Source organism: Halomarina halobia (assembly GCF_029338575.1).
Classification (GTDB): Archaea; Halobacteriota; Halobacteria; order Halobacteriales; family Haloarculaceae; genus Halomarina; species Halomarina halobia.
The window spans coordinates 556,819-580,524 of the sequence record NZ_CP119992.1 but is presented as its reverse complement, the minus strand read 5'-3'; the positions used below and the strand labels follow the sequence as shown (position 1 = coordinate 580,524).

Genomic DNA, 23,706 nt, shown 5'->3' with positions numbered 1-23,706 from the left:
GCATGTTCGGGTATGAGTAGCACGACTGCGAACGCCGACGCCGACGCGGCGGTCGAGGTAACGGAGGAGGCCGCGGAGCAGGCGCTCTCGCTGCTCGACGGCGAGGGGCTCGACACGTCCGAGGCGGGCCTGCGCCTGTTCGTCCAGCAGGGCGGCTGCGCGGGGCTCTCCTACGGGATGCGGTTCGACCACGAGCCGGAGCCGGACGACACCGTCACCGAACACGAGGGACTGCGCATATTCGTCGATCCCGCGAGCATGCGCTACATCGAGGGGAGCGTCCTCGACTTCGAGGGGGGCCTCCAGGGCGCGGGCTTCCACGTCGAGAACCCCAACATCGTGAGCGAGTGCGGCTGCGGCGAGTCGTTCCGGACGTAAAAGAGGTCGAGAGATCGACGAGTCGGTAGCGCCGCCGCGACGTCCGTCCCCGCCGGCGTCACTCGATCTTGAACGCGACTTCGACCTCCGCCTGGTACTCGCGGTCCTCCGCGGTCGCGATCTCCACGCCCTGGTGGGTCACCTCGACCCACTGGACGTGTTCGAGCGTCTCCTCGGCGCGGTTGATGGCGTCGTCCACCGCGGCTTCGAAGCTCTCCTCGCTGGTCCCGATGAGGGTGATCTTCTTGAAGACCATTGCCCGTTACGCTACTCCCCGCTGTGCAATAAGTGTACACGCGGCGCGGGGGTCACCGCGGGCGGCAGGTAGCGCGCCCGCGGCGTCAGTCCGCCCGGCGCAGCGCCAGCCGGGTGCTCAGCGCGTGCGCCACGTCGGTGAGGTGGGCGGTGCCCCAGACGGCGACGATGACCGCGCCGATGGTGTTGAACACCAGGTCGAGCATCGTGTCCTCGACGCCGTACTGCGTGAGGACGGAGGTCGCGCCGACGAGCGCGGCGACCTCGCCGATGAGGAACTCGATGACCTCCCAGAGGACGCCGAAGGCGATGACGAACAGCAGGATGTAGACGAACATGAACGGCCCGGGGAAGCGGTTGCTGTCGGAGTGGAGTTCGAGCGCGCGGGCCCCCGAGTAGCCGACCGCGGCCACCACCGTCGCAGAGAGGGTGTGCGTGAGGTGGTCCCACCACCACACCGACTGGTAGAAGGGGGAATTCATCTTCGGCAGCCCGACGGTGCCGAGCGCGTGGAGGAAGACCGCCGTCGTGATCCAGAGGGTCAGCCCGGGGTCCATCGGGATGCTGAAGTCGCGTTCGAGCAGCGACGGGAGGCGCGTCACGCCGAGCGCGACGGCCGTGTTGACGATGATGCCCGTGTTACCCCGGTCGAGGCCGATGAAGAACATCCCGACGAGACAGACCTCCATCGCCCAGACGAGCTGGCGCTGGCGGCGGTCGTCGATGCCGAGGTACTCGCGGACCCTCACAGGTCCACCTCCAGGCGCTCGGACACGTTGGCGTACCGCCGGAAGTAGAACTCGAAGACGACGCCCGCGACCGCGCCGGCCGCGGTCGAGGCGACGAACTCGAGCATGAGGCCGCGCTGATCGAGCAGGAAGCCCGTTCCGAGGTAGATGTCCGCGACCCAGCGCACCACCGCCCAGATCCCGGCCGCGGCCATCGTCGCCACGACGACGAAGAAGACGGCGAACCCGTAGCTCATCTCGACGGGCGTGAACACGTGGAGTTCGACCGCCACGATGAGCGCGATGGCGGCGACCGCGATGTACGTGGCGACGTCGCTCACGCCCGGCGGTCCGAACGGGCGGGCGAGCAGCGGGAGCGCCGCGAGCAGCACCACCTCCCAGGGGAGCATCGCCCTCGTCGATCGGAGCAGCGCCGCGGGCACGACCGAGACGAGCGCGACGACGGCGGCGAATCCGGCCCACAGCGGGTCGCCGTCGAGCGCGTTGCGTACCGCCACCAGGACCACGACGCCGACGAGCGCCCACGCCAGCCCGGCGTTCAACCGGGCGTTTCGCAGGACGCGACCCAGATCACTCGTCTCCATAACTCGAAGGAAGTGCGGCGGGGTTAGAAATCTTACCCGGGAGTCGGCCGAACCGGCGGTCGGCCGGCTCGGGCGACGGGCGACGTGAGAGGAACGAGCGACGGCCGGGGGGTCGGGCGCTACTCGGCGCTAGCCGGCCACGAGGTAGCCCGCGGTGTACGCGAGGACGCCCAGCGTGATCGTCGCGAGGGCCGTGACCGCCGCCGCGACGGCGGTTTCGGGGCGGTCCCGACGGATCACGTGCGGCGCGCTGCCGAGCGCGCCGACGCCGATGACGCCGAAGACGAACGGGTAGGAGAGGTCGAGCGTCGGCGCGGGGAGCGCGAGGACGGCCCCCGCGTACGCGAGGCCGAACGCGGACCAGGGGTGGACGACGTCGCGCACGCGGCGATCGCGCAGGCGCAGGAACACGACCGCGCCGGCCCACAGCGCGAGGAGTTCGACCGTCGCGGCGCCGAGGAGGTGGAGCGTCGGGTCGGGGGCGAGCGTCACGCGGTGGACGAGGACGGTGGCGTCGAGCGGGTAGAGCAGGCGCGGCGGCTCCCCGGTGAACAGATCGCCGAAGGGGTGGCTCAGCAGGCCGACCAGCGCGGCGCCGAGGACCGCCGCGGGGGAGAGGTCGGCGCGCCGCGCCGCGGCGACGAGCGCGAGTCCGCCGAGGACGAACGCCGCGATGACGAACGCGCCGAGCGCGCCGCTCGCGAGCGCGGCGACGACGACGAGCGCCCCCAGGAGACTACCACCCGCGAGGCGGACCCGCGTCCTCTCGGAGCGCCACGCCGCGAAGCCCGCGGCCGCGACGCTCCCGGCGACGAGCGAGTGGGTCATCGCGCGGTGAACGACGGTGCTCGCGGCCCAGAAGTCCCGTGCGAGGCCGGTGGCGGAGTCCGCGCCCGAGGCGAAGCCGACGACCGCGTAGAGCATGTCCACGTCCGGGAGGACGCCGAACGCCCCCGCGAGGAGGCCGACGGTGAGCGCTCGCTCGCGCGACCAGCCGATCCGCCGAGCGGCGAGGGCGGCGAGGGCGAAGGCGAGCAGACCGTGCCCGACGAACATGCATCTCCTATCTATTCGACACCTAAAAGGCGTTCGTGACACCCGGTGTCTCACCGTCGGCGTGGGGTCGACCCGCGTCAGGTCGGGAGCGCCTGGCTGGACTGCGGGTGGAGAACGTCGTACCCGTCGTCGCCGACGCTCATGACCGCCCAGTCGTAGTCGGGACCGCGTGCGAGGAGTTCCTCCCGGAGCCGGGACGCGCGATCTTCGTTGGTGATGAAACAGCGAAGGTCGACGTCCTCCGTGACCTCGTCGGGATCGTCGGCCGTGACGTAGACGATCCGCCACTTTCGTTCGGCCCGGAGTTCGGAGCCGAGGTCGGTTACGGTGTACCCGAGGTCGGTGAAGATCGTGCGCGCTTCGTCGAGTAGCGGCTTGTTAACAACCACCATTCGTATGCGGATTGTATTCGACGGGGCTTAGTCTTTGCCACGAATTAGCACGATACCCACGAGGGGGAGAACGTCGCGGCCGCGATCACCAGCGGTCGCCGACGATCCCCCTCGGCCCCCGTCCACTCCGGCGGTGATCGCCCGGGATCACTCGTGAGCGGCGTCCCACTCCTCGGCCTTGTGGAGGTTGCTACAGACGTTACACTGGATGCGACCCATCGCGTCGACGGCGGTGTCGAACGTCTCGCAGTTCGAGCAGAAGAAGCCCCAGCGGCGCTCGCCGTCGTCGGTGCGGTAGACCACGTAGAACGGCCCCTTCGATCCGCGCTCGGGTTCGTCACGGGCCACGAAGAGCGTCATCCCGTCGGGATGCGTTCGCGCTTCCATGCACACCCCTCGTCGCCCCGGGCGTAAATATACTGCCGACCGTACCTGTCGCACGGGATTCGACGCGCCGACGACGCGCGTCCGTGAACGCGTACGGACGGCCGATCCCCGCAGGTACAGGCGATGGGTCTTTGTTCCGTCGCACCGCCCGTGGTGGTAGTGTCTCCGCGACTCCTCCACTACTCCGACCTCGAGGGGGTCTACGACGCGCCCGATCGCCTCGCGCGCCTCGCGGGGCGGCTCCGCGAGCGACGCGGCGACGACGCGCTCGTGGTGGGCACCGGCGACAACACCGCGCCGGGCGTCCTCCCGCTCGTAAAGAAGGGCAGGCAGGCCGTCGAGTTCTTCGAGGCCGTCCGCCCGGACGCGGAAACGTTCGGGAACCACGACTTCGACTACGGTCTGGATGCGACCCTCGGGATCGTCCGCGACTCCCCCCAGCGGTGGCTCAGCGCCAACGTCCGCGACGACGGGTCGGTCTTCGGCGAGGAGGCGGGCGTCGTCCCGTCGACGACGCTCGCGGCCGACGGCGCGACCGTCGGCCTCGTCGGCCTCACCGACCCGGCCACGAAGGAGATGAGCCCGCGGGCGAACGGGCTCTCGTTCGCCGATCCGCTCGCCGCCGCCGGCCGGGAACTCGACCGCCTGCGCGACGCGGGTGCCGACCACCTCGTCGTGCTCTCGCACCTCGGCGGCGCGGACGACGACCTCGCGCGCCGGTTCGACGTGGACGCGATCCTCGGTGGTCACGTCCACGTCCCCCGGATCGAGCGCGTCGCCGGCACCGTCTGCACCCGCCCGGGCCCGAACGGCGAGCGCCTGATCGAGGTGGACCTCGACTCGGGAACCGCGACCGCCCACTCCGTCGACGGCGCGACGCCCGACGCGGACCTCCGGGCGCGCTTCGAGCGCCACCGATCCGCCACGGGGCTCTCGGAGGTCGTCGCGCGCGTCGAGACGCCGATCCGACGCACCCGCGACCTCCGGCGGAACGGGGAGTGCCGCGTCGGGAACTTCGTCGCCGACGCCTATCGGTGGGCGACCGACGCCGACTGCGCGCTCCACAACAGCGGCGGCCTCCGAGACGGGCCGCCGCTCGAGGGGGAGGTGACGGTGGCCGACCTCGTGAGCGTGGTCCCGTTCGACGAACCGGTCGCGGTGGCGGCGGTGACCGGCGAGGACCTGCGCTCCCTGTTCGGTGAGGCCTACCGCGCCCCCCACGGCGATCCGAACTGGAACGCCCACGTCAGCGGCGCGGCGGTGGTCTACGACACCGCCGCGCGCGAGGTGGTCGAACTGACCGTGGACGGCCTGCCGGTGTCCGACGGGGCGACCTACCGGCTGGCGACGAACGCCTACCTCCTCCAGGCAAGTCACGAGTTCCCGACGCTCCGCCCCGCCCACCGCGTCGAGACCCACGGCGTCCAGTACGAGGTGCTCGCCGACTACGCCCGCGCGGTCGGGGTCGCCCCCGAGTGCGAGGGACGCGTCGTACTTCGATGAAAAGGTTGAGAGCGTCCCGCCGACAATCCCGGGCAATGACGCTGGTCGTGGTCCCCGTCCGGTACCCCCTCTCCGAGCACTCGCGGGCGACGCTCCGCGAGGGCGTACGGATCGCGCGCGAGCGAGACGCCGACCTCACCGTCCTGCACGTCGACCTCTATCACGACGGTCGGGAGGTCACCCGACTCGACCTCAAGCGGGCCGTCGAAGCCGAGGTCGGTCCCCTGGCCAGGGCGCGCTACCTCGTTCGGTCGGGGTTTCTCGTCGAGGAGACGATCCTCGACGAGGTGGCCGCGGAGGGCGCGGACGTGGTCGTCATCGGTCGCAAGCAGGCGAGCCGCTGGCAGCGGATGATCCGCCAGCTCATGGACGACCCGGACGTCGAGCGGTACCTCAGGCGGAGCCTCGACTGCGAGCTCGTGACGGTCGGTTAACCCCGCTCGTTTCGGTCGGCGTCGGCGTCGTTCGTCCCGATCGAGTCGCCGGGCGTCCGCGTCCGGCTGTCGGTCGCGCGCTTCCCGGCGCGCCGTTCGTCCGCCCTCGCGCCGTCGATCGCCACGTCGAGGTTCCCGCTCGTGTCGTCGAAGACGAGGTGCGAGTGGGGATAGGGAATCGCCACGTCGACGTCCGCCAGCCGCTCCCAGACGCGGCTCTGCACCTTGGAGCGGACGGTGAGCAGCTTGTACGGCTCCTTCACCCAGTAGCGGAGCGTCAGGAGCACGCCGTGGTCGGCGAACTCGTTCACGTAGCACGTCGGCGCGGCTGGGTAGCGCGCGCTCCCGATCCGGATGTCGGGGCCGCCGTCGATGACCATGTCCACGCCGCGGGCGGCGTCCTCGATGAGCTGTCTGGCCTCGTCGAGGTCGCCCTCGTACGTGACGGTGATGTCGAGGCGCAGGCGCGTCCGCGGGTCCTCGGCGGAGTAGTTTACGATGTCACGGTCGCGGATCGTTCCGTTCGGGATCGTGAGGAAGGTGTTGTCGAGCGTGAATATCTTCGTGTACCGGAGGGTGACGTCCTCGACGAACCCGCGCATCTCGGTTCCGGAGTCCGCGATCTCGACCATGTCGCCGACCTCGTAGGGCTGGTCGGCCAGCACGAACAGCCCGCTGATGTAGCTGCCGACGATGGGCGCGAGGATGACACCCACCACCGCCGTGAACACGGTGACCGAGAGGACGAGATCGCCGAGTCGGAGCCCGTAGATCGTCAGGACGACCGAGAGCGCGAAGAGCATCACGACGAGCCGGATCAGGCGAAGAACCGTCCGCGAAACGCTCGGGCGGCGGAACCGCCGCGCGATACGTCGGCCGAGTATCCGGTTGATGAACTTCGAGGCGTACCACGCGAGCGCGAGGATGAAGACCGCGGCGATGAACTTTCCGACCGGCTCCGCCAGGTCCGTCGGGATCCAATCCGGGAAGAGTTCGACGATCTCGCGGGCGAACTTGCTTCCGGTGGTGTTGTTCGTCCCGTTCGTCCCGCCGAGAATCGTACTCCCGTTCCCACCCGACCCGTTCGAGCCGTCCTGTGCCACCATTACAGGTCACTTCGGCGACATGGGAAAAAGAGTTGCGACCCGCGACACTAAGTCACGACACGACCCACACTGACACATGGCTCTCCGTTCGACCGAGCGCGCGCAGTTCGGCGTCACCCACGACAGCGCCCCGACCGAGACGCTGCTGTGTGGCTTCTCCGAGTTCGGGCTGGCCGGCCTCACCGCGGCCGACTACCTCGTGAAGCAGCTCGACCTCACACAGACCGGACACGTCGCCGCCGAGGGGCTACCGGCCATCACGCCCTTCAGCGGGGGGACGCCGCGCAACCACACGCGGCTGTTCTCGCGCGAGGGCCTGGACCTGACCGTCCTGGTGGGCGAGCTGTTCATCCCCGTCGGGATGGCGAAGCCGTTCGCGGACGCCGTCCTCGACTGGGCCGAGGAGGAGATCGCCGAGGTGGCGGTCCTCTCGGGCGTTCCCGTCGCCCACGGACCGGAGCAACATCAGGCGTTCTACATCGCCACCGAGGACTACCGCGCGCACCGCCTCGAGGACGCCGACCTGCCGCCGATGGGCGGCGGGTTCCTCGACGGCGTCAACGGCGCGCTGATGCAGCGCGGGCTCGACTCCGAACTCCGGGTGGCGGTCTTCGCGACGCCCGCCCACGCCCAGACGCCGGACGTTGAGGCGGCGCTCCGCCTGCTCGACGCGACCGAGCGCGTCTACGACCTCGACGTCGACACCGAGCCGCTGGAGTCGTTCGCCGAGGAGGTGAGACAGCACTACGCCGAACTCGCCGCGCGGATGCAGTCCGTCGAGGGGGGTCGCCAGCCGGAGGACCGGATGTACATGTGAATCGCCTCGGAGTCAAGTGATTCGAGAGACCTTCAGTCTCTCGTCATCCCGAGACGGCTCAGCCGTCTCGGACGACCCCGAGGCTTCCCGTTTCTACGACGCGCTTTGCAGACACACGCTGAAAGTCAGGTGTGTCCGTAGGGAGCGCAGTCTCCACGGGCGTGTCTTCGGGCCATCCCAGCCCTAGTTCAGAAAAGCCGCGCTTCAAGACGTTCATCGCCGCATTCGCATCTCTGTCCGTCTCGAATCCACACGCCGGACAGAAGTGTTCCCGCACCCAGATAGGTTTCGCCGTTTCCACACCACATGAGGCACACTCTTTGGTGGTGCCTCGGGCCTCAACCTGAACGACGTGACAGCCGTACAGGTCGGCCTTGTATTCGAGGAGCGTGATGAATTGTCGCCACGCCGCATCTTGCTTGTTGCGAGCGTTGTGCGACTGTTCGAGCATTCCTTTCACGTCCAAGTCCTTCACGAACACAGCGTCGTACTCGCGGACGAGCCACGTCGTTATCTTATGCTGGTAGTCCAGCACCTTCCGACGAATGTGGCGCTTGACCCTCGCCACTTCCCGACGTTGATTCTCCCAGTTGTTCGACCCATCCTCCTTCCGCGACAACTTCCATTGTTCACGGTGGAGTCGGTCGTACTCGTCGTCGAGGGCGAGCCAGTCCACGGTCGTGCCGTCGCTCGTGTGAATGTAATTGAGGATTCCAAGGTCAACGCCGACACTATTGCTTGTATCCAGCGCGTCCACAGCGGGTTTCTCGAGGTCAGCCTTATCGGTTTCGAGCCCGAAGGAGACGAACCAGTCGCCAGTCGTCTTCTCCTTGATGGTGACCTCTTTGATGTCGGCGTCGTCGGGAATCTCGCGGTGATAGCGAATTTTGATGTCGCCGATTTTGGAGAGCCAGAGAGTCGCACCTCGGCCACTCGTGTTTTTGAGTTCGAAGCCAGACTGCGAATACGTCATACTCTGGAACTCTCTCGGTGACTTCCACTTGAGCTTCCCGACTTTTCGACCGTTCTGTTTCTGCTTGGAAAGCCCGTCGAGGTTCTGGTAGAACCGTGCGACGGTTCGTCGCAGAGCCTTCGAGTTAACTTCCGAGAAGACGGGGAACTCGGTTTTCCATCCGGGGAGTCGGTAGTGGTGTTTGTACGCGGAACCGATGTCGTCGGCGTCCACGTTTTCGTACTCGTACAAGGTGTAGTTGTACGCTTGGCGATGAATGTCGATGTGGCGTTCCAGTTCAGCCGCTACTCTTGTGTTGGGTATGCAGGGTAGCGGTGACTGTATCCCATCGCTATGTCTTGATTATTAATGTGTTCACTTAATGGTTTGTATCACGAGTTGTCGGCTTCATCCACGGGGTCGAGCCCCGTAGCATTCACCTTGCACCGCTTGTAAACCCACCTTTTGCCGCGGGAGCGGCCGGAGGCCGCTCCCTGGCAAAATCTGGACCACCGCCGCGGCGCGACGCGCCGCGGCGAGCAATCGGAACGCTTCGCGTTCCGATGACAAAACCGCGCCTCACCCCCTCAGTCGCCTCGCTCCTTCGAGGGATTCGGCGCGTCCGCTCGCTCGACGCTTCGCGCCTCGCTCACGGCCGGTAGAGCTAGCCGTTCGCGTGGACCGCGAGACTCGGAGCGTCCCGCGCTACTCACGGGTACCGTGCTGGCGCTGGCGGTGATGGCGGTGATGGCGGTGATGGCGGTGACAGCGATGATCGCGGTGGTGGTGATAGCGGTGGTGGGACGGTGGGAGCGGTGGTGGCGTCTGTGGTCGGGTGACCTCGGCGAAACACGTCTCTGTCGATCCTCCTCTTCTGTCAGTCGCTCTCGATGGACGTCACGTCGGGCGGTATCTCTCGCTGTCAGATCGACCCGTGATACCGCGATTCACGGCCCGAAACGGTCGTAAACGACCGTTACGGATCGATTCGGTTCACCAAGCATTTACCCGTTCGGACCCTACGGTCTCACGATGAGTCACGTGGACCTGCGTCGTCGCTCCCCGGGCCGCCGCATCCGGCCCAAGACGACGCTGTTCTGTCCGACCTGCGGTCACGAGAGCACCGCGACGGCGGACGGCGACTGGATGCTCGTCGAGCGGACGCGCGACGACGAGCGACAACTCACGTACGAGTGTCCCGTCTGCGGTAGCGTCGTGAGCGTGCACAGCGTCACCCTGGCACACCACTGACCGCTCCGGTCGCGAAGCGTCGCTTTTCCGTACCGTATCCCACCACGTTCGAGGCGACCCTACCGAGTCACCGATCCGCCTCGGATGCTCGGTGCGCCCAACTTTCTTAGACATCTTAGATATCTAAGAAACAGCGGTCTGTGAGCGGGGGCGGTACCCCGAGCGGTCGGGTCAGTCGGTGACGACCCCGTCCACGAGGTCCATCGGCGTCGCGTCGTACGCCGGGTTCTCGATGGTGAACCCCTCCGCGGGTTCGCGCATCACTTCACTCGGGGAGCGGTACTCGTTCTCGAAGACGAAGCCGCTCTCGATGATCTTCGCGCGCGACCCGACGACGGTGACGGGCACGTCGAGCCGGTTCGCCGTCGCGGCGATCGGGAACGTCCCCACGCGGTTGTAGAGCGTCTCCTCCACGATGCAGTCCATCCCGACGACCACGCGGTCGCACTCGGGCAGGACGCAGCCGGAGGCGCTGTCCACGAGCAGGTGGGTGTCGACGCGGTCCATCGCGGCGAGGACGCGGGTGGCCTTCCGCCCCAGGTAGCGCGGCCGGGCCTCCGTCACGTAGATGGTCAGGTGCGCGCCGTCCTGGACTGCGAGCTCGACCGCCTCGATGACGGTCGAGGAGTAGTCGTGGGTGAGGATCGTCGTCCCGTCCTCGAGCAGCGTCGCGCCACGCTCGGCCGCGCGGTGTTTCGCCGTCTCGACCTGCTCGACGGCGTGTTCGACCGCCTCGACCGTGAGCGCCTTCGCCTTCGACAGCGTCTCGGGATCGGCCTCGGTGACGCGCTGGACGATGTCCCGCTGGGTGGTGTAGAGAGAGGCGTGGGAGGGGTTGGCCCGGCGCAGCGCGCTGCTGTTGCGCTCGAGGTCGCGGAGGTACTCCTCGACGGTGGCGACGTCGCGTTCGGTGAGCGTCGCGAGCGCGCGGGCGGCCTTCACCGCCACGATCGACGAACTGTGGGTCTGCATCTCGCGGATCTCCTCGACCGTCTCGTCTATCATGCGTGGGAAGTCGCGGCATTCGAGCAAAGAGCTTCTGGGTGGCCGACCCGGGGCCCGCTGCCGATCACTCGCCGTCGAGCGTCCTCGCGGCGTCGCCGTCTCCGTCGGCGGGGTTGCCCGCGGGGTCGTCCATTCCGAGCGAGCGGAGGCGCTCCGGCGGGATCGCGCGGGAGTCGGCCTCGCCGTTGACCGTGACGCCGCTAGTGACGATCGACTGGACTCCCTCCTCGACGGTCATGTCGACGTCGATGACCCGGGCGCGGGAGACGTGGAGGACGTACCCGCCCATCACCGGGTTCGGGGCCATCGGCATGAAGAGCGTCACCATGTCGTCGTACCCGGCGGTCTCCTCGATGTGCGCGGGCGTCTCGGCCGTGACGAACGCCAGCGTGTACGACCCCTCGGTGGGGAACTCGACGAGCTTCACGTCCCGAAAGCTCTCGACGTCGCTCTCGACGACGACCTCGCTCATCTGTCGGAAGCCGGTGTAGAGCGATCCCACCCCGGGGATCCGCTCGATGCCCCGGTCGATAGCGCCGGTGAGGCGACCGCCGGTCGGGTGGGTCTCCGCGACGATGCCGACGAGGAACACGACGGCGACGAACGCGAGGACGGTGGAGACCTTGAGGACCAGCGGCTGTACGTTCTCCGCCTCCGTCTCCGGGACGTACCCGAGGAACGCGACGACCGGATCGAGCAGTCCGGAGAGGAAGTCGAGCGCGAACACGAACACGAGCAGCGTCGCGAACAGCGGGATCGTGAGCGCCGCGCCAGTGATGAACCACTGACGGACTGCCCCTCGAAGCGTGCGATCCGTCCTCGGTCGACCTACGTTCCGATCCCCCAGCGGCATGTTCAGGCCGACGCGACCGTCCCTCAAAGAAGGACGGGATTCACCCCCGGTGGAATTATATTCGAGAGACCGCATACGTGTGGTAGTGAGCGTCAACGTCGAGTCCCGTATCGTCTCGCCGGGCAGCGACGACTACGTCGAGGAGGCGTGGGAGTTGAAGGAGCACATCCGGCGGGAGGAGGGCGTCCTCAAGCAGCGTCGGGGGTTCTTCGTCGACGCGTACCGGCGTTCGACCGTCTACTGCTACGTATCGCAGGGGGTCACCGAGGAACTCATCGCGTTCGCCTCGACGCGCCGCGACGGCTACATCCTCTTTCTCGCCGTCTCCCCCGAGTTCCGCGGCGACGGCTTCGGGGAACGGCTCGTCGCGACCGTCGCGGAACACCACCCCTCGGTCACCTGTCACGCCCGGACGACGAACCACAACGCCCTCGACTTCTACGAACACCTCGGCTTCGAGATTCAGCGCCGCGTCAACGGCTACTACGAGGACGGCGGCGACGCCTACTACCTCCGCCTCGGCGACGACGCCGGGCTCCGGGAGAAGCTCTCGCGCTTCATGGGGTTCTGAAACCCCACGTTTTGCTGCGGTCGCGTGCCGGCGACACGCTCCGCGGTCGCCGGCGGCTCCCTGGCAAAACCTGCATTGCGAGCCGCTTCGCGGCTCGCAGGCTTCCAGGCCCGCACGCGGGTCTGGAAGGACCACAACCCCGCCTCACCCCCTCAGTCGCTGCGCTCCTTCGGGGGTTCGGCGGGTCGCGGCCTCGCTCTGCTCGGCCGCGCGGGAGTCACGGACTGGTCGCCGGGGTCGGGTCGCATTCGTACCGGTAGCGCGTGCAACCGCCGAGGCGGCGGCCTCGACCGACGTCCGCCGCACGCGAAAGCACTCGGACGGAATTTAGTTGATATTAGCGAATGTAATATATAAATTCACTCTCAGAAAATAATATTTACAATCTCTCCGTCTCCCGAACGTCATGCCAGTTCGCGGCGGAGACGAGAGCGGTACCGAGGACGAATCGACCGAGGTCGAGGGGACGAGGACCGACCGACGGACGTTCCTGAAGGGATCGGCGGCGACGCTCGGCGCGAGCGCGCTGCCGGTCGGCGCGGCGTCGGCGCAGGAGTCGGGGGGCGACGGGATCACGCCGGGCGACGTTCCGGTCGCGCGCAGTTCCGAGGGGATGGTGTCGTCGCTCCACCCGCAGGCGACGTCGATCGGCGCGGAGGTACTGCGTAACGGCGGGAACGCGATCGACGCCGCCGTCGCCGTCCAGTTCGCGCTGAACGTCGTCCAGCCGCACACGAGTGGCATCGGCGGCGGCGGGTTCATGGTCGTCTACGTGGCCGAGGAGGACGAACTCTACGCGATCGACAACCGCGAGCGCGCCCCCTTCGGCGCGGACCCGGAGATGTTCCTCGACGACGACGGCGAACCGATCCCGTTCCAGGAGCGCCGCGCCAGCGGCGACGCGGTCGGCGTCCCGGGCACCCTCCGCGCGGCGGACGTCGCGCTCAAGCGGTTCGGGACGATGGAGCTCTCTGACCTCGTCGGTCCGTCGATCGGTCTGGCGGGGGAGGACGGCCCGGAGGTGACCGTGGATGCGGCGCTCGCCGAGGCCATCGCCGGGAACGCCGAAGTGTTCAACGAGGCCGCGAGCGAGGTCTTCGCACCCGGCGGCGACCCGCTCGCGGAGGGCGAGACACTCGTCCAGCCCGACCTGGCCGACACCTTCCGCACCGTCCGCGATGCGGGCATCGGCGCGTTCTACAAGGGCGAGATCGGCGAGGCGCTCGCCGAGACGGTGCGGGACGCTGGCGGGAGCATGCTTCCCTCCGACCTCGCGCGCTACAACGTCACCATCGACCACCCGGAGTACGCCGAGTACCGGGACGTGACCGTCCGCACGCAGTCGCTGCCGAGCTCGGGCGGGCTCACCATCGGACAGATCCTGAAGCTCGTCGAGCCGTTCGAACTGCGGCGGAACGGTCGCTACTCGCCCGAGACGTACGAGGTGCTCCTCGAGGCGTTCGGCCTCGCCTACGCCGACCGCGGGGAGTACATGGGCGACAAGGCGTTCGTGGACGCGCCGTGGCAGGGCCTGTTCGACGAGGCGTACCTCGCGACCCGCCGCGACCTGATCCGCCCGGATCGCGAGGCGCTGTCGCCGCTCGAACCGGGGAACCCGTGGGACTACCAGCCCGGCAAACCGTACCGCGTCACGCCGGTCGGCCGCGGTGACCTCGAGCAAGGGCGGGTCCGCGACCGCGGGCAGACGACGCACTTCACCACCGCCGACGGGGAGGGGAACCTCGTCTCGTGGACCAGCACCATCGAGCAGTTCTTCGGCTCCGGGCTGATGGTCCCGGACTACGGCTTCATGTTGAACAACGAGCTCACCGACTTCGACGCCGTCCCCGGCGGGCCGAACGAGGTCCAGCCGTGGAAGCGCCCGCTCAGCAGCACGAGCCCGACGATCGTCTTCAGGGACGGGGAGCCGTTCATGACCGTCGGCTCGCCCGGCGGGAAGACCATCATCACGACGGTCGCGCAGATCGTCCTCAACGTCGTCGAGTTCGGGATGGGCGTTCGGCAGGCCGTCGCCGCGCCGCGGGTCTACAAGGACACCGACCCGGAGGTCCTCTGGGAGGCCGGCGTCCCGCGGGGCGTCCGAGGAGTGCTCGGGCGAGCGGGCTTCTCCTTCGAGTCGGAGGCGACGCAGCTCGGCAACGCGCAGGTCATCCTCGTCGACCCCGACTCCGGGGAGTACGTCGGCGCGGCCGACCCCCGACGCCAGGGTGCCGTCGAGGGGATCTGACACGAACACGACACAGTCTCTCGGTCGGGATTCAACCCGACGCCTTCTTGTCCTCGCGCCCGGATGTACCGTGACGCATGAACGATCGGACGCGCGAGTACCTCCGGGGACGGTTCGGCGACTACTATCGACGAACGGAGCTGACGCCGCCCCCCGCGTTCGAGGAGCGCGAGTGGGGGTACATCCCCTTCACGTCGGGGTCGGGGACGACGATGATCCGGCACAACTCCCACCTCGACCTCGGCGACCTCGGGACGTTCCTCTCCCGCGAGCGCCCCCGCCACGTCTACTTCTCGGCGGGGCGCTACGCCGACCCCGGCGCGCGGTCGATGAACGAGAAGGGGTGGCGGGAGTCGGACCTCGTCTTCGACCTCGACGCCGACCACCTCCCCGGCGTGGATCCCGACGGCGACGCCTACGCGGACATGCTCGCCACCTGCAAGGAGGCGCTGTTCAGGCTGCTGTCCTTTCTCGAAGACGACTTCGGCTTCGAGGACCTCACCGTCGTCTTCTCCGGCGGGCGGGGCTACCACGTCCACGTCCGCGACCCGGCGATCCGCCGACTAGACCGGGAGCAGCGCCGCGAGATCGTCGATTACGTCCGCGGCCGCGGCATCGACCGCGTGGACGACCTCACGCGCGTCGAGACGGTCTCCGGTCTCGGCCTGAAGAACCCCGTCGAGAAGCGCATCCTCCGCGCCGACGGCGGGTGGGGGCGGCGCGTCCACGCCCGCATCGTCGCGCTCGCCGACGAGGTCCGCGCGCTCGACGAGGAGGCGGGGGTGGCGCGCCTCCGCGAGTTCGACGGGATCGGCGAGAAGGGGGCGGCGACGCTCTATGCGGCGATGACGGACAACTACGACGAGATCGCGGCGGGTAACCTCGAGGCGGCCGGGCAGTATACCCGGACCCTCGCCGACCTGCTCACCGAGCGGGCCATCGAGGCCGAGAACGCGCCCATCGACGAGCCGGTGACGACGGACATCAACCGCCTCATCCGGCTACCGGGGAGCCTCCACGGCGGGAGCGGCCTCGCCGTCACGCGCATCGACCGCGACGAACTGCGGGACTTCGACCCGCTCGTCGACGCAGTCCCGGAGACGTTCCGCGATCACGAGATCCGCATCGACGCCGACGGTCCGCGGGCCGTGCGCCTGAGCGGGGAAACACATAATATTACGGACGGAAACAATACGGTTCGAGAGTGCGTCGGCGTGTTCCTGATGGCGCGCGGCGACGCGGAGAAGGCGGCAGAATGAACCTCGACGAACTCCAGTCGGCACAGAGCCGAGAGCGGCAGACCGACAGCCTCCAACAGCTCCGGGAGTCCTTCTACCAGGAGGCCGGTCGGTTCATCCGCCAGCTCCGCGAGGAGCGCGAGCGCGCCGCCGAGCGCGCCGCCGACCCCTTCGACGCGCCGGAGGTGCGGCGGCTCACGGACGACATCAAGACCGCCGAGCGCACCGTCGAGGCCATCTACGAGCGGCGAATCGGGAAGCTGGTCAAGCAGGCCAGCCTCGAGGCCGCGGGGATGGCCGCGGACGCGTCGGGGCTCACGCGCGAGGAGCAGGACGTGTTCGGGCGGCTCGTCGGTGCCATCGAGGAGAACCGCGCGCGCGTCCTCGACGACGCGCTCGACGACGGAGCGGACGGCGGCGCACCTGCCCCCGGCTCGACGGGGGGCGAGGGATCGACGGCGGACGCCGAACGCCCCCCGACCGAGGAGGCGTCTCCCTCCGACGACGCCGCTGCCGACGCGTCGCGGAGCGTGAACGCCGCCGACGCGATGGGTTCGGGCCCCGCGGCGTCGCGGACCGATCCGACGCCGACGACCGACGACGCCGGGGATCCCGTTCCCCCGGACGCACCGCCCGAACCGGAGGGCCGGCCGGCCCCCGAGCGCGGCGGTGACGACGACCCGACGCCGCCGGACGCGCCCCGGACGACCGACGAGACGCCCGCGGATGGCTCTCCCGACGACGAGGCGGTCGAGCGGACGGTCGTCCGCATCACCGCCGACGTCGGCGAGATCCTCGGCGTCGACGAGCGCGCCTACGACCTCCGTACCGAGGACGTGGTAACGCTCCCGACGCCGAACGCCCGGCCGCTCCTCCAGCGCGACGCGGCCGAGCGGCTGGACTGAGTCGGGCTGACAGGCGACACGTACCCCTCGCCGACGGCTGTGTCGCGCTCCCGCGGGACCGTCGGCGGCGATGCGTCAACGCACGGCCGTCGCTGGTCCCGTAATCGCTTATAAAATCGAGGGTACGATCGCCGAGCGTCGGCGAACGGCATTATCCGGTGTCGTACTGCGAGCGGAGGAGCACCTGGGGAGGTCGTAGTCGAGCGTCCGCCGAAGGCGGGTGCGAGGCCCCCGGTTAAAAAAGTGCTATTGGAACGTCCGGGAGACCTGCTCGCGGTCGGCGGCGGTCTCGCCGCTCGAGAATGCCTCCTCGATCTCCTCGTAGCGCTCGCGGACCTCGTCGGTGACGCTCGCGTTGACCTCGTCGAGCGCCCGCTCGAAGTGGTCCATCGTGATCCGGACGTTGCCGATGGAGCCCTCGATCTCCTCCCGGTCGACGCTCTTGATGAAGTCGCGGGAGGCGATCATCGCGGCCTCGCGGCAGACGGCCTCGATGTCCGCGCCGACGTAGCCCTCCGTCCGCCGGGCGAGGCGGTCGAGGTCGACGTCGTCCGCCAGCGGCTTCTCGCGGGTGTGGACCCCGAAGATGGCGCGGCGGGCCGCCTCGTCCGGGACGGGCACGTGGACGTGCCGGTCGAGGCGGCCGGGGCGCATGAGCGCCGTGTCGATGAGGTCGGGGCGGTTGGTCGCGGCGACCACGACGACGTCCTCGAGTTCCTCGAGCCCGTCGAGTTCGGTGAGCAACTGGGAGACGACGCGCTCGCCGACGCCCGAGTCGCTCATGTTGCGCCCGCGCTGGCCCGCGATGGAGTCGATCTCGTCGAAGAACACCACCGTCGGTGCGTTCGACCGGGCCTTCTCGAAGACGTCGCGGACGCCCCGCTCGGACTCGCCGACGTACTTGTTGAGCAACTCCGGCCCCTTGATGGAGATGAAGTTGCTCTGGGACTCGTTGGCGACCGCCTTGGCGAGGAGGGTCTTACCCGTCCCCGGCGGCCCGTACAGCAGCACGCCCTTGGCGGCCTCCATGTCCATGGCCTCGAACACCTCGGGGTACTCGAGGGGCCACTGGATGGTCTCGCGGAGGCGCTCCTTGGTGTCCTCCAGTCCGCCGACGTCGTTCCAGGTGATGTCCGGCACCTCGACGAACACCTCCCGGAGCGCGGAGGGCGTGATGCCCTTCAGCGCCTCGCGGAAGTCGTTCTCGGTGACGCGGAGTGATTCGAGCACCTCGGCGTCGATCTCGTCGCTCTCGAGGTCGAGTTCGGGGCGGATGCGCCGGAGCGCGTTCATCGCGGCCTCCTTGGACAGCGATTCGAGGTCGGCCCCGACGAAGCCGTGGGTGTTCTCGGCGTAGACGTCGAGGTTCACGTCCTCGGCGAGGGGCATCCCGCGGGTGTGGACCTGCAGGATCTCCTTGCGACCGCCCTTGTCGGGGACGCCGATCTCGATCTCGCGGTCGAACCGGCCGCCGCGCCGGAGCGCGGGGTCGAGCGCGTCGAGGCGGTTGGTCGCGCCGATGACGGTGACCTGCCCGCGCTCCTCGAGGCCGTCCATCAGCGAGAGGAGTTGCGCGACGACGCGGCGCTCCACGTCGCCGCTCGTCTCGCCGCGCTTGGGCGCGATGGAGTCGAGCTCGTCGATGAAGACGATCGCGGGCGCGTTGTCCGAGGCCTCCTCGAACACCTCGCGGAGCTGCTCCTCGCTCTCCCCGTAGTACTTCGACATGATCTCCGGCCCGGAGATGTCGGTGAAGTACGCGTCGATCTCGTTGGCGACGGCCTTCGCCATCAGCGTCTTGCCGGTACCGGGCGGCCCGTGCAGGAGGACGCCCTTCGGCGGCTCGATGCCGAGCTGGCGGAACAGCTCGGGGTGGCGCATGGGCAGTTCGATCATCTCGCGGACCTGCTCGAGCTCGTCGTCGAGTCCGCCGATGTCCTCGTAGGTGACGCTCGGCGTACCGCCGTTCTCAGCGCTCGGCTGGGAGACGATCTGTTCGGCGGGCTTCTCGCTCACCTGCACCTCCGTCGAGTCGGTGACGACGACGGTGCCGGTCGGCTTCGTCTCCGCGATCTTGAGCGGGATGCGCTGGCCGGACATCGACGAGAGGGGGCCGAACCCGAGCGAGAACGGGACGGTCTGTCCCTTCGTGACGGCCTGTCCGCTCAGCTTGTCGCGGATGTGGCCGCCGATGTTCCCCCGGATGCGGAGGTTCTGCGGAAGCGCCACGGTGACGGCCGTGGCGGGTTTGACGTCCGCCGTCTCCACCTCGACGCGATCGTCGATGCCGACGCCCGCCTCCTGGCGGAGCCGGCCGTCGATGCGGATGACGCCCTTGCCCTCGTCCTCGGGGTAGCCCGGCCAGACCCGCGCGACGGCGCGCCCCTCACCGCCGCGGATGAGGATGTAGTCGCCGTTCTCCAGGTCGAGGTCGGCCATCGCTCTGCGGTCGATGGCGGCGAGCCCTCGCCCGGCGTCCTTCTGTTTCAGGGGTTTGACGGTGAGCTTCATTGTTTCACCTCGATAGTGACGACCCCGTTTTTGATAAACGCTTGCGCGTCGCCGTCGGGAACGGCGAATTCGTACTGCTGGCCGTCGATGACGATGATCGCGGTCCCGTCGACCACGTCGACGTCCGCGTCGCGGACGCCGCCGAGGTCGGCGGCGAACACCACCGAGTCCTCGTAGTCGTACCGGCGGATCGGATCCTCACGCTCTGTGAACCGCTGCTGATTGCTCATAGACTAACTCGTAGTTAGTCACGTTTCTATTTAAACCTTTCCCGAAGAAATCGAGAGACGGCGGAGGGTCTATACTGTTTCGGTGGATTTGCGGTCCGCACCGACAGGCCGTCCGAGGGGTGCGGTCGATGGTCGGCGGAGCGACGGTGTTGTGGCTCCGCCGATGGTCCCGCGACGGTCCCGTGATTTATGTCGCGCCTGTGCGGAGGACGGCCATGGAACTGGAGACGGTCGCGCACGACGGGCGGACGACGTCCTACCGCCGGACGGACTTCGGCGACGGCCCGACGGTGCTGTACGTCCACGGGAGCGGCGGGAACCACGGGGTGTGGGTCCGCCAGTACGGCTGGCGGGGCCACACCGGTCCGGCGGTCGCGCTCGACCTGAGCGGCCACAGCGAGAGCGACGACGTGACGACCCCGCCCGGCCTCGAGACGCTCGACGCCTACGCGGACGACGTGCTCGCGGTCGCCCGCGAGGTCGGCGCGGACGTGCTCGCGGGGAACTCCCTCGGCGGCGCGGTCGTCCTGCGCGTCGCGCTCGACCGACGCGACGACCTCGACCTCGCCGCGCTCGTCCTGTGCGGAACCGGCGCGAAGCTCGGCGTCGCCGACCCCCTGAAGGACGCGCTCGCCGACGACTTCGAGCGCGCGATCCGGACGCTCCACGGCGAGGACATGCTGTTCCACGACGCCGACGACGAGGCGCGGGCGGCGTCCGAGGCCGCCATGCGCGAGACCGGCCGGGCGATCACCGAACGGGACTTCCTCACCTGCGACGCCTTCGACGCGCGCGAGCGACTCGGCGACCTGGACGTCCCCTGCCTCGCCGTGACCGGCGAGCACGACCGCCTCACTCCCGTCGCGTTCCACGAGTACCTCGCCGAGCGGCTCCCCGACTGCGACCTGGCCGTCCTTCCCGACGCGGCCCACCTCTCGATGATCGAGGAGAGCGAGGCGTGGAACGCGGCGCTCGCCGAATTCCTCGATGGATGCGTCGAGCCCGCCTGAGGGCCGACGCCGGACGGCCGACGAACGCGATGACGCGCCGACCCGACGTACCGCCTAGGCGAACGCGACGTACGGGCCGAGCGCGACCAGCACGGCGGCGAGCGCCCGCTTCAGCCTGATCTCGTCCACGGCGTGCGCCAGCCGCCACCCGAGGACCGCGCCGACGAGTTCCGGGACCCCCACCAGGAGGGTCAGCGTCGGCGACACCGCCCCCTGCGCGAGGTAGCCGAACGTCGCGCCGCCGGCGATGAAGACGGACTGCACCTGCGCGGCGGCGACGGCCGCGAGCATCGGCGTTCCGGCCGCGACGAGCAGCGGGACGGCGAGCACCGGGCCGCCGACGCCGAGCGTCCCGCTCACGACGCCGACGCCGAACCCGATGGCGGCGACGGCGCCGCCCCCCGGGCGGTCGGTCCCGCCGCTCCCGCCGCGGGTGCGCCACCAGACGAGCGCCCCCGACAGCGACACGACCGCGCCGAGGAGGATCCCGAACGCGGCGGTCGGGAGCCGCGCGTTCAACCACACCCCCGCGAGCGCGCCGACGACGCCCACCAGGCTGAGCAGCAGCGCGTCGCGCCGCCCCGCTCGCGCCGAGAGTTCGCCCGAGCGGGCGTAGACGGCCGCGCCGAGCAGGCCGGTGGCGACGAACGTCGCGCTCGCGGTTCCGGCCACGGTGGCCGGCGTCGCGGTCGTGAGCGCGAACAGCGCCGCGGTGACGAGGATGCCGCCGGGACCGATGGCGGTGATGCCGACACCGCCGATCAGGGCGACGGCGACGAGCGCGAGTGCGGTGGCGGGATCGAGCGCGAGCGCCGTCGTCGGATCGGGCACGGGCACGGCGACGCCTCAGAGGCTCCCCGAGAGGATCGCGCCGAACACGTCGCCCGCGGAGGAGACGGCGAGGAAGACCGCGAGCAGGACGAGCGACACGTTGACGACGTTCAGCGCGAGGCCGTTGTCGTGCTCGCCCATCGTCCGGTCGTCGTTGACCGCCCAGAACAGGAGCAGGGCGGTGAGCGGCAGGCCGACGACCCCGTTGTAGGCCGGAAAGAGGATGATCATCTCGACGACGCTGAGTCCGAAGACCTCGTGGACGAGCGGCGAGAGCGTCCCGACGGCGACGAGGCCGGCGTAGAGCAGCTTGAAACCCCGATCGTCGGGCGTGACGTCGTGACCGAGCGCCTGCGGGATCACGTACGCCGGCGTCCACATGATCGGGACGATGCTGTTGAACGCCGCGGCCAGCGCGCCGACGAGGAACAGCACCAGCGCCCACCCGCCGAGGACCTCCGCGAGCGCTCGGCCCGGCGTGATGAACGTCTCCAGGCTGTTGATCCCCATCGGTCGCAGCACCGCCGCCGTGGCGACGATGATCGCCACGGTCGTCAGCCCGCCGACGAGGTAGCCGAGGCCGAGGTCGCGGCGCATCGTGGGGACGCTCTCGGCGTCGGTCCACCCCTTCTCCTCGACGAGGATCGACTCGAGGAAGAAGTTCGGCCAGAGCGCCGTCGTCCCGATGATGGCCGCGACGAGCGTGAGCGCCCCCGGATCGGGTAGCGAGGGGAGGAGGCCGGTCGCGACCGCCGCGGGGGCGGGCGCGCTCGCTCCCGCGACGACGAGGTAGGCGATCAGGAGGGCGAACATCATCGCCGTCATCACCTGCTCGATGCGGTCGTAGCTCTGGACCCCGGTGACGATGGCCGCCAGGCCGGTGAGCACGGCGACGGGCTGCCAGCCGACCGCGCCGCCCGAGAGGACGGCGACGCCCTTCCCCACGGCGGCGGTCAGCTCCAGGCACCACGCGACGCAGCCGACCGACAACAGGAGCGCGACGGCCGTCGCGCCGACGCGCCCGAGCTTCCGTCGGGTGAAGACCATCAGTGACTCGCCGAAGATGCCGAGTCGGGCGCTCATGTCCTGGGCCATGAAGCCGAACAGCACCGCCCCGATCGCCGCCCACAGGAGCGCGTAGCCGTACTGTACCCCGGCGGAACTCGCGATGAACACCGAGCCCGAGCCGAAGTAGCTCGCGACCATCACGAACCCGAGTCCGTACCTGTCGAAGAATTTCCGCACCGATGCCCCGATTCCGATACCCGCGGATGACTGTCGTTCGTCCGTGGCCATGTGTAGAGTCCGTCCTCCGAACCGACCGAGAGCGTCCGCTCCGCCGCTACGGCTTCGTCGACTAATCGACCGACCGGACTGTCGTCCGCGCTAACCTCATCGCGCCCGACAATTATAAGCTACGCTTGCGCGTGCCGCTCGCCGTAATGTAGCTCCGCCCGACACGTCGCGCGGCCGGACGCGTCCGAACTCCGCGGAAGCCCCGGAGACGCGAGGCACGCCACGGTCGCGAGGCGATACCGCGCCTCAGTACAGGTGTTCGAGGTCCTCCTCGACGTGGCTGTGCTCGGCCGCGGGGAACGCGCCGGATTCGACCGCGGCGACGTAGTCGCCGACGGCGCGCTCCATCTCGCCGCGGGCGTCGCCGAACGGCTTCGCGAACGGCGGCGTCCAGTCGGAGAGACCCACCACGTCGTGGAAGACGAGCACCTGGCCGTCGCAGTCCGGTCCCGCGCCGATGCCGATGGTGGGGATGTCGAGTTCCGCGGTCACGTGCGCCGCGAGGTTGGCCGGGACGTGTTCGAGCACGAGCGAGAACGCGCCCGCCTCCTCGTGGTCGCGGGCGAGGTCGACGATCTCGCGGGCGGCCCCCTCGTCGGTCCCCTGTCTGCCGTAGCCGCCGAGCTGGTTCACGCGCTGGGGAGTGAGCCCGAGGTGGGCCATCACCGGGACGCCCAGCGCGACGAGCCGCTCGGTCAGTCCGACCGTGTGCGCCCCCGACTCCAGCTTGACGGCGTCGGCGTTCGCCTCCTTGAGCATGCGCCCGGCGTTGCGGACGCTCTCGGCGTCGTCCACGCCGAAGGAGAGAAACGGCATGTCGGCGACGACGAGCGCGTCCTCCACGGCGCGGGCGACGGCCGCCGTGTGGCTCAGCGTCTCCTCGACGGTGACGGGGAGCGTCGAGTCGTGACCGAGGACGGCGTTTCCCAGACTGTCCCCGACGAGAACGACGTCCACGCCCGCCTCGTCCGCGATCTCGGCTCCCGGCGCGTCGTAGGCGGTGAGCATCGTGATGGGCTCGACGCCCGTCTTCCCGAGAATATCGGTAACGGTTGTCATGAGTGAGGTGCCTGCCCGTGCGGACAAAACGTGTTCGATGTGGCGCGCCGCGCGCTCGAACGAAGGGGTCATACCGCACCGCTCC

Annotated in this window: 24 protein-coding genes and 1 pseudogene; 10 read left to right on the top strand and 15 right to left on the bottom strand. The window is 69.1% G+C overall.

The window, feature by feature from the left end; genetic code table 11:
• The first annotated feature begins 12 nt into the window (after window positions 1-12).
• Complete coding sequence (locus tag P1K31_RS03045; RefSeq protein WP_276304801.1) at window positions 13-378, top strand: HesB/IscA family protein; 366 nt, start codon at window positions 13-15, stop codon at window positions 376-378.
• Window positions 379-436: 58 nt separating this feature from the next.
• Here the strand turns inward: P1K31_RS03045 and P1K31_RS03040 are convergent, their stop codons facing one another.
• The 6 genes from P1K31_RS03040 to P1K31_RS03015 all read right to left on the bottom strand — a co-directional run bounded on the left by P1K31_RS03040 (window position 437) and on the right by P1K31_RS03015 (window position 3,801).
• On the bottom strand, window positions 437-634 hold the full coding sequence (locus tag P1K31_RS03040) for a dodecin (RefSeq protein WP_276304800.1): 198 nt from the start codon (window positions 632-634) through the stop codon (window positions 437-439).
• Between the two features lie 85 nt (window positions 635-719).
• Window positions 720-1,382: a DUF2238 domain-containing protein gene (locus P1K31_RS03035; RefSeq protein WP_276304799.1), complete on the bottom strand. Its 663-nt coding sequence runs from the start codon at window positions 1,380-1,382 to the stop codon at window positions 720-722.
• Window positions 1,379-1,966: a hypothetical protein gene (locus P1K31_RS03030; protein WP_276304798.1), complete on the bottom strand. Its 588-nt coding sequence runs from the start codon at window positions 1,964-1,966 to the stop codon at window positions 1,379-1,381. The genes P1K31_RS03035 and P1K31_RS03030 overlap by 4 nt, the downstream gene beginning before the upstream one ends.
• 129 nt (window positions 1,967-2,095) lie before the next feature.
• Window positions 2,096-3,022, bottom strand: a complete 927-nt coding sequence (locus P1K31_RS03025) for a metal-dependent hydrolase (protein ID WP_276304797.1) — start codon at window positions 3,020-3,022, stop codon at window positions 2,096-2,098.
• Window positions 3,023-3,099: 77 nt separating this feature from the next.
• Window positions 3,100-3,414 (bottom strand): DUF7116 family protein, encoded by a 315-nt coding sequence (locus tag P1K31_RS03020; protein WP_276304796.1) that lies wholly within the window; start codon window positions 3,412-3,414, stop codon window positions 3,100-3,102.
• A 147-nt stretch (window positions 3,415-3,561) separates the two neighbouring features.
• A complete protein-coding gene (locus P1K31_RS03015) occupies window positions 3,562-3,801 on the bottom strand; it encodes a DUF5816 domain-containing protein (RefSeq protein ID WP_276304795.1) in 240 nt (79 codons plus the stop codon).
• A gap of 159 nt (window positions 3,802-3,960) precedes the next feature.
• Between P1K31_RS03015 and P1K31_RS03010 the strand changes: the two genes are divergently transcribed.
• Complete coding sequence (locus tag P1K31_RS03010; protein WP_276304794.1) at window positions 3,961-5,304, top strand: bifunctional metallophosphatase/5'-nucleotidase; 1,344 nt, start codon at window positions 3,961-3,963, stop codon at window positions 5,302-5,304.
• A gap of 35 nt (window positions 5,305-5,339) precedes the next feature.
• Window positions 5,340-5,738: a universal stress protein gene (locus tag P1K31_RS03005; protein ID WP_276304793.1), complete on the top strand. Its 399-nt coding sequence runs from the start codon at window positions 5,340-5,342 to the stop codon at window positions 5,736-5,738.
• Here P1K31_RS03005 and P1K31_RS03000 read toward each other — a convergent pair.
• The gene (locus tag P1K31_RS03000; protein ID WP_276304792.1) at window positions 5,735-6,844 is read right to left on the bottom strand and encodes a mechanosensitive ion channel family protein; all 1,110 of its coding nucleotides are present in this window, start codon (window positions 6,842-6,844) and stop codon (window positions 5,735-5,737) included. The two genes, P1K31_RS03005 and P1K31_RS03000, sit on opposite strands and share 4 nt — an antisense overlap.
• Window positions 6,845-6,920: 76 nt before the next feature.
• Between P1K31_RS03000 and P1K31_RS02995 the strand changes: the two genes are divergently transcribed.
• On the top strand, window positions 6,921-7,661 hold the full coding sequence (locus P1K31_RS02995; RefSeq protein WP_276304791.1) for a proteasome assembly chaperone family protein: 741 nt from the start codon (window positions 6,921-6,923) through the stop codon (window positions 7,659-7,661).
• Between the two features lie 58 nt (window positions 7,662-7,719).
• Here the strand turns inward: P1K31_RS02995 and P1K31_RS02990 are convergent.
• Window positions 7,720-8,963, bottom strand: a pseudogene (locus tag P1K31_RS02990) (RNA-guided endonuclease InsQ/TnpB family protein).
• 682 nt (window positions 8,964-9,645) lie between these two features.
• Here P1K31_RS02990 and P1K31_RS02985 point away from each other — a divergent pair.
• Window positions 9,646-9,864 (top strand): DUF8106 domain-containing protein, encoded by a 219-nt coding sequence (locus P1K31_RS02985; RefSeq protein WP_276304790.1) that lies wholly within the window; start codon window positions 9,646-9,648, stop codon window positions 9,862-9,864.
• Between the two features lie 171 nt (window positions 9,865-10,035).
• On the opposite strand, the gene P1K31_RS02980 is transcribed toward P1K31_RS02985, so the two are convergent.
• Both P1K31_RS02980 and P1K31_RS02975 read right to left on the bottom strand, forming a co-directional pair.
• Window positions 10,036-10,869: an eIF2B alpha/beta/delta subunit family protein gene (locus P1K31_RS02980; protein ID WP_276304789.1), complete on the bottom strand. Its 834-nt coding sequence runs from the start codon at window positions 10,867-10,869 to the stop codon at window positions 10,036-10,038.
• 64 nt (window positions 10,870-10,933) lie between these two features.
• A complete protein-coding gene (locus tag P1K31_RS02975) occupies window positions 10,934-11,722 on the bottom strand; it encodes a DUF502 domain-containing protein (RefSeq protein WP_276304788.1) in 789 nt (262 codons plus the stop codon).
• A gap of 85 nt (window positions 11,723-11,807) precedes the next feature.
• On the opposite strand from P1K31_RS02975, the gene P1K31_RS02970 reads away from it, so the two are divergent.
• From P1K31_RS02970 to P1K31_RS02955, 4 genes are all read left to right on the top strand, one after another.
• On the top strand, window positions 11,808-12,293 hold the full coding sequence (locus P1K31_RS02970; protein WP_276304787.1) for a GNAT family N-acetyltransferase: 486 nt from the start codon (window positions 11,808-11,810) through the stop codon (window positions 12,291-12,293).
• A 406-nt stretch (window positions 12,294-12,699) separates the two neighbouring features.
• On the top strand, window positions 12,700-14,541 hold the full coding sequence (gene ggt, locus P1K31_RS02965; RefSeq protein ID WP_276304786.1) for a gamma-glutamyltransferase: 1,842 nt from the start codon (window positions 12,700-12,702) through the stop codon (window positions 14,539-14,541).
• A gap of 77 nt (window positions 14,542-14,618) precedes the next feature.
• Complete coding sequence (priS, locus tag P1K31_RS02960; RefSeq protein WP_276304785.1) at window positions 14,619-15,800, top strand: DNA primase small subunit PriS; 1,182 nt, start codon at window positions 14,619-14,621, stop codon at window positions 15,798-15,800.
• Window positions 15,797-16,684: a DNA replication complex subunit Gins51 gene (locus tag P1K31_RS02955; RefSeq protein ID WP_276304784.1), complete on the top strand. Its 888-nt coding sequence runs from the start codon at window positions 15,797-15,799 to the stop codon at window positions 16,682-16,684. Before priS ends, P1K31_RS02955 begins: the two co-directional genes overlap by 4 nt.
• A 246-nt stretch (window positions 16,685-16,930) precedes the next feature.
• Here the strand turns inward: P1K31_RS02955 and P1K31_RS02950 are convergent, their stop codons facing one another.
• Both P1K31_RS02950 and P1K31_RS02945 read right to left on the bottom strand, forming a co-directional pair.
• Window positions 16,931-19,195: a CDC48 family AAA ATPase gene (locus P1K31_RS02950; RefSeq protein WP_276304783.1), complete on the bottom strand. Its 2,265-nt coding sequence runs from the start codon at window positions 19,193-19,195 to the stop codon at window positions 16,931-16,933.
• Complete coding sequence (locus tag P1K31_RS02945) at window positions 19,192-19,425, bottom strand: DUF7127 family protein (RefSeq protein WP_276304782.1); 234 nt, start codon at window positions 19,423-19,425, stop codon at window positions 19,192-19,194. Before P1K31_RS02945 ends, P1K31_RS02950 begins: the two co-directional genes overlap by 4 nt.
• Before the next feature lie 221 nt (window positions 19,426-19,646).
• On the opposite strand from P1K31_RS02945, the gene P1K31_RS02940 reads away from it, so the two are divergent.
• A complete protein-coding gene (locus P1K31_RS02940) occupies window positions 19,647-20,435 on the top strand; it encodes an alpha/beta fold hydrolase (RefSeq protein ID WP_276305768.1) in 789 nt (262 codons plus the stop codon).
• Between the two features lie 54 nt (window positions 20,436-20,489).
• Here the strand turns inward: P1K31_RS02940 and P1K31_RS02935 are convergent, their stop codons facing one another.
• From P1K31_RS02935 to panB, 3 genes are all read right to left on the bottom strand, one after another.
• A complete protein-coding gene (locus P1K31_RS02935) occupies window positions 20,490-21,272 on the bottom strand; it encodes a sulfite exporter TauE/SafE family protein (protein WP_368410825.1) in 783 nt (260 codons plus the stop codon).
• A gap of 9 nt (window positions 21,273-21,281) precedes the next feature.
• Window positions 21,282-22,562 (bottom strand): Nramp family divalent metal transporter, encoded by a 1,281-nt coding sequence (locus P1K31_RS02930; protein WP_276304781.1) that lies wholly within the window; start codon window positions 22,560-22,562, stop codon window positions 21,282-21,284.
• 246 nt (window positions 22,563-22,808) lie between these two features.
• A complete protein-coding gene (gene panB / locus P1K31_RS02925) occupies window positions 22,809-23,621 on the bottom strand; it encodes a 3-methyl-2-oxobutanoate hydroxymethyltransferase (protein ID WP_276304780.1) in 813 nt (270 codons plus the stop codon).
• Window positions 23,622-23,706 lie beyond the last annotated feature (85 nt).

What these genes read in the sequence shown, in the direction of transcription:
- P1K31_RS03045 (WP_276304801.1), top strand. Translation starts at nt 13, where the DNA reads ATGAGTAGCACGACTGCGAACGCCGACGCCGACGCGGCGGTCGAGGTA.
- P1K31_RS03040 (WP_276304800.1), bottom strand. Translation starts at nt 634, where the DNA reads ATGGTCTTCAAGAAGATCACCCTCATCGGGACCAGCGAGGAGAGCTTC.
- P1K31_RS03030 (WP_276304798.1), bottom strand. Translation starts at nt 1,966, where the DNA reads ATGGAGACGAGTGATCTGGGTCGCGTCCTGCGAAACGCCCGGTTGAAC.
- P1K31_RS03025 (WP_276304797.1), bottom strand. Translation starts at nt 3,022, where the DNA reads ATGTTCGTCGGGCACGGTCTGCTCGCCTTCGCCCTCGCCGCCCTCGCC.
- P1K31_RS03020 (WP_276304796.1), bottom strand. Translation starts at nt 3,414, where the DNA reads ATGGTGGTTGTTAACAAGCCGCTACTCGACGAAGCGCGCACGATCTTC.
- P1K31_RS03015 (WP_276304795.1), bottom strand. Translation starts at nt 3,801, where the DNA reads ATGGAAGCGCGAACGCATCCCGACGGGATGACGCTCTTCGTGGCCCGT.
- P1K31_RS03005 (WP_276304793.1), top strand. Translation starts at nt 5,340, where the DNA reads ATGACGCTGGTCGTGGTCCCCGTCCGGTACCCCCTCTCCGAGCACTCG.
- P1K31_RS03000 (WP_276304792.1), bottom strand. Translation starts at nt 6,844, where the DNA reads ATGGTGGCACAGGACGGCTCGAACGGGTCGGGTGGGAACGGGAGTACG.
- P1K31_RS02995 (WP_276304791.1), top strand. Translation starts at nt 6,921, where the DNA reads ATGGCTCTCCGTTCGACCGAGCGCGCGCAGTTCGGCGTCACCCACGAC.
- P1K31_RS02985 (WP_276304790.1), top strand. Translation starts at nt 9,646, where the DNA reads ATGAGTCACGTGGACCTGCGTCGTCGCTCCCCGGGCCGCCGCATCCGG.
- P1K31_RS02980 (WP_276304789.1), bottom strand. Translation starts at nt 10,869, where the DNA reads ATGATAGACGAGACGGTCGAGGAGATCCGCGAGATGCAGACCCACAGT.
- P1K31_RS02975 (WP_276304788.1), bottom strand. Translation starts at nt 11,722, where the DNA reads ATGCCGCTGGGGGATCGGAACGTAGGTCGACCGAGGACGGATCGCACG.
- ggt (WP_276304786.1), top strand. Translation starts at nt 12,700, where the DNA reads ATGCCAGTTCGCGGCGGAGACGAGAGCGGTACCGAGGACGAATCGACC.
- priS (WP_276304785.1), top strand. Translation starts at nt 14,619, where the DNA reads ATGAACGATCGGACGCGCGAGTACCTCCGGGGACGGTTCGGCGACTAC.
- P1K31_RS02955 (WP_276304784.1), top strand. Translation starts at nt 15,797, where the DNA reads ATGAACCTCGACGAACTCCAGTCGGCACAGAGCCGAGAGCGGCAGACC.
- P1K31_RS02950 (WP_276304783.1), bottom strand. Translation starts at nt 19,195, where the DNA reads ATGAAGCTCACCGTCAAACCCCTGAAACAGAAGGACGCCGGGCGAGGG.
- P1K31_RS02945 (WP_276304782.1), bottom strand. Translation starts at nt 19,425, where the DNA reads ATGAGCAATCAGCAGCGGTTCACAGAGCGTGAGGATCCGATCCGCCGG.
- P1K31_RS02930 (WP_276304781.1), bottom strand. Translation starts at nt 22,562, where the DNA reads ATGGCCACGGACGAACGACAGTCATCCGCGGGTATCGGAATCGGGGCA.
- panB (WP_276304780.1), bottom strand. Translation starts at nt 23,621, where the DNA reads ATGACAACCGTTACCGATATTCTCGGGAAGACGGGCGTCGAGCCCATC.